The following is a 4,776-nucleotide window of genomic DNA, read 5'->3' as shown; positions in this document are numbered from 1 at the left end:
GTATATAATTTAATCATAAAACATAGGTGTATATAAGGAAATGATGAGAAAATTTGTGGGTTTTATTAGATTAAAGAATTTTGTTAAATTAAGCATACATGATTTTGTTTATGAATTACTAAAATATATGAGGAATTATTATTTATATTATTTTTAGATAAGGAGTTTTTTTATGGCAGAAAAAGGTTATATAAATCCAATAGTTATTCAAAGAGCAGATCCATTTGTACATAAACATACTGATGGATATTATTATTTCACGGCATCAGTTCCAGAATATGATCGCATTGAAATAAGAAGATCAAAAACTTTACAAGGCTTAGGAGATGCAGAAGTTTTTACAGCTTGGACTAAACATAACGAAGGTGAAATGAGTCATTTAATATGGGCGCCAGAAATTCATTTTATTAAAGGTAAGTGGTATATATACTTTGCAGCTGCAGGAAATGGAGAAGTTACTGGAATTACATTTAATCATCGTATGTATGTAATTGAAAATGATAATGCTGACCCATTTACTTATAATTGGGTAGAAAAGGGACAGGTTAAGACTGGTTGGGAAACTTTTTCTCTTGATGCAACAACATTTGAACATAAAGACAAGCTATATTATGTATGGGCGCAAGAAGAAGCAGAAGTAGAACCCAAGTCACATTCTAATTTGTATATTGCTGAAATGGAAAATCCATGGACATTAAAGACAAAACCTGTACTTTTGTCAAGACCAGAATTAGAGTGGGAAATAGCAAGATTTTGGGTTAATGAAGGTCCGGCTATATTAAAGAAAAGTGGGAAGATATTTTTAACTTATTCTGCAAGTGCAACTGATGAAAATTATTGTATGGGAATGCTTACGGCATATGAAAACAGCAATCTACTAGATGCTTCCTCTTGGGCAAAGAACCAAGAACCAGTATTTAAAACAGCTTGGGAAAATGGTCAATATGGGCCAGGCCATAATTGTTTTACAGTTTCAGAAGATGGGACTGAAGATATTATAGTATATCATGCTAGAAACTACACTGAAATTGTAGGTGATCCATTGTATGATCCTAATAGACATGCAAGAGTTGAAGTGATTAAGTGGAATGAAGATGGAACACCAAACTTTGGAGTTCCATCAAAAGATGAAAATATTTCAGAACTTCAAAAGATAACTTGCAGAGAAATGAGTCTAGTATAAATATAAAGGTATTGTGTATCACTGAAATATAAAAATACTTGCAGTAAGAGATTAATTTAAGTTTATTTCTAAAAAACGAAATGGAATAAATGTGTTTGCTTCGGTTCCTTGAAGATTTTGCTGGGTGATTCTAATACCACAAGTTGTACCCAAAATGCTTCCCTCAAAACAAGTTCTGAACAAGCATATTTGGAACAACTTATGGTATAAGAATCACAGCCAGCGAAATCTTCTAATGAACACTCCGCAAAAACATTTATTCCATTTCTTTGTTTAGTGTAACTTTAAAACATATCATACTTAAGCAAATATTTTTATATTTCTCTAGTTAGCAATACTTTTAGTGAAGGGATATTCAGGATACTTAATACAATATACATGTAATTTTTAGGCGGATATCTGTGAAATACTTAAAGTTGTAGCAAAACAAAGAAATAGAATACATATATGTATTCTATTTCGTTTGTTGATTGCCTCACTTTAAGTTCTTAGAAATACCTTTAAAGTTAGTATAAATAAAATAAAAAATGTGATAAAATAGTTACTGTTGTATTCAAAATGGTTTATAATAAACATGTAAAGTGGTAGTCAATACTTAAGTTAACTTAATATTGACTATATTTTATGCTAAAATGCATGAATAATTTTTAGTTTTTATTTAAAGAATTTATGTGATAAGTAAAAGGAGTATACAGTTAATGAAATATTTCAATGAGGATATAGAGTCAGTTCTAAAAAAATTAGATGTTAATTTAGATGATGGCTTAAAAGATTCAACAATTAAAGAGAGAACTGAAAAGTATGGAAAAAATGAGTTTACACATAAAAAAGAGGAAAGTATCTTTGTTAATATAAAGAATGCTTTGTTAGAGCCAATGATGCTTATACTTTTAATTGCCGCTTTGGTTAGTGCAATTATTGGAGAATACTATGATGCTATTGGGATTGTATGTGCAGTAGCAATTGGGATAACAATTGGAATAATTACAGAGGGAAAGTCTAAAAAAGCAGCTGAAGCCTTAGCTAAGATGACAGAAGATATCGTTGTAAAAGTTCTAAGAAATGGTACTGTAACTCAAGTTAGTAAAAGTGATTTAGTTCCGGGAGACGTTGTTTATCTAGAAACAGGAGATATGATACCAGCTGATGGAAGATTTATAGAAACAACAGATTTAAAAGTTAGAGAAGACATGCTAACAGGTGAATCTGATGATGTTAAAAAGGATGCTGAAATCATAGTTAACTTAGAAGAAATACAGATTAGTGAAGGCAAAATGGTTCAAGAGCCAATCCCAGCAAAACAAATTAATATGGGATTTGGAGGAACATTAATTGCTTATGGTAAAGCTGTAATGGTCGTAACAGGTATTGGTGATGATACAGAAATGGGAAAAATAGCCCAAACGCTTCAAGTTGAGGAAGAAGAAACCCCTCTTCAAAGAAAATTAGGAGACCTAGGTAAAACAATTACTAAAATATCCAGTGTTATAGCAGGTTTACTGTTCATTTTCATGGTAATGAAAATGGTTTTTTCCAATGAATTAGACATAAATACATCAGGAATAATTTCGTTCTTAAATTCTATAGATCCTATTAAAACGGCGTTTGTTGTTTGTATTGCATTAATAGTGGCGGCTGTACCAGAAGGTTTGCCAACTATGATTAATATGACGTTAGCAATTACAATGCAGAAGATGGCCAAAATCAATGCTTTGGTAACCAAAAAGGAAGCCTGTGAAACTATCGGCTCTGTAAGCGTAATTTGTTCAGATAAAACTGGAACTCTAACACAAAATAGAATGACTGTTGAGAATCTATACTTAAATGGAAAATTCTTTGATGACAAGCAAGACATAGATGACTATTTTATAAAGAATTGTCTTGTAAATTCAACAGCTCACATAAGTTTTGAAGAAGATAAGTGGACCTATCTAGGTAATTCAACAGAATGTGCTTTGCTTTCCTATTTGGAAGAATATGATTATAAACAAGAAAGAAAAGAGAGTGAAGTCATCCATCAAATACCTTTTAACTCTAAGAATAAGTTTATGGCAACTATTATGAAAATTAAAGGTATGAATGTAGTGCTGGTAAAGGGGGCTCCAGAGATTCTTTTATCTAATGCTGCCAGTGAAGTTATAAATGAAAAATTTATTCCTTTAGAAGAGAGTAGAAAAAAGGAAATAATGAAAGAAATACAAAAACTGCAAGCTAAGTCTATGAGAATTCTTGGGTTTGGATTTAGAATAATTGATGAAATAGAAGCGGAAGTGGCAATTACAAGTGAAGTGAGTATCTTAGGATCAAATTCATTAAATAGTGATAATAGTTTTGTGTTTAGTGGATTTGTTGCTATAAGGGATCCATTAAGACCGGATGTGGCTAAGGCTATCAATACAGCTAAAATAGCTGGAATTGAAACGAAGATGCTGACCGGAGATAATATTAATACTGCAATTGCAATAGGTGACGAACTAGGAATGTTGAAGAATGGAAAGAAAGCAGTAGAAGCAACGTATATTGATGGATTAAGCGATGACCAATTGAAAAAGGAAATAAAAGATATAGCTATTGTTGCTAGAAGTAAGCCAGAAACAAAGATGAGAATAGTTGAGGCCCTTCAAAGGAATGGAGAAGTAGTTGGAGTAACCGGTGATGGAATAAATGATGCACCTGCATTGACTAAAGCTGATGTGGGAATTGCAATGGGAATATCGGGGTCAGAAGTTTCTAAAAATGCTGCTGATATAATATTAACAGATGATAATTTTACTACGATTATTCATGGAATTAAATGGGGTAGAGGAGTATATCAAAATTTCCAAAGGTTTATACAGTTCCAAATTACAGTAAATATAGTCGCATTTTTAGTTGCAATAATATCTCAAATATTGAATTTTGAAATGCCGTTTACTACAATTCAGTTATTATGGATTAACATAATTATGGATGGGCCTCCAGCATTAGTTTTAGGTTTAGAACCAATTAGGAATAATGTATTTAATAAAAAACCAGTGGACAGAAACTCAAGTATAATTACAAAAACTATGATAACATCCATAATTTTAAATGCTATATACATAACTTTAATTCTGCTTTTACAAATGAAATTCAATATTTTAGGAGCTTCAACAGAAAAAGTAGGAACAGCTAGTGAAATGGAAACTGTCCTATTCGGATTGTTTGCGTTCAGTGCATTATTTAACGCTTTTAATTGCAGAGAATTTGGTATAGATAGCATGTTGCCTAATTTCTTTAAAAATACAATAGCAATAAAGGTGATAATAATAACAGGTTTAGCACAAATATTATTTACACAAATGTTTACTACTTTTTTCAACTCAGTAGCATTATCACCACTAATGTGGGGGAAGGTATTGGGATTAGCTTTTATAATAATAATAATAAATGAAATTGTAAAATTTGTGTTGAGACTAATAAATAAATAATAAAGATCGTAAAAGTATGATATGCTCCCTTCTAGGTAGACAGTTGAAATAATAAAACTGTTTTACTTAGAAGGGAGTAATTTTATGTCTAGAAATATCTTACCTAAAGAAAAACTTCAGGCAGTAAAAGAATATTTAGATGGA

The 4,776-nt window shown here is 31.1% G+C and carries 2 protein-coding genes; both read left to right on the top strand.

The annotated features are described in order from the left end of the window. Nucleotides 1-172: 172 nt before the first annotated feature. On the top strand, nucleotides 173-1,183 hold the full coding sequence (locus CLCHR_RS23775) for a glycoside hydrolase family 43 protein (protein ID WP_079442419.1): 1,011 nt from the start codon (nucleotides 173-175) through the stop codon (nucleotides 1,181-1,183). A 698-nt stretch (nucleotides 1,184-1,881) separates the two neighbouring features. Then, nucleotides 1,882-4,632: a calcium-translocating P-type ATPase, PMCA-type gene (locus CLCHR_RS23770; RefSeq protein ID WP_079442418.1), complete on the top strand. Its 2,751-nt coding sequence runs from the start codon at nucleotides 1,882-1,884 to the stop codon at nucleotides 4,630-4,632. Nucleotides 4,633-4,776 lie beyond the last annotated feature (144 nt).

The organism is Clostridium chromiireducens (assembly GCF_002029255.1).
Classification (GTDB): domain Bacteria; phylum Bacillota; class Clostridia; order Clostridiales; family Clostridiaceae; genus Clostridium; species Clostridium chromiireducens.
The sequence above is the reverse complement of the archived record's forward strand: the minus strand, read 5'-3'. Positions and strand labels throughout refer to the sequence as shown.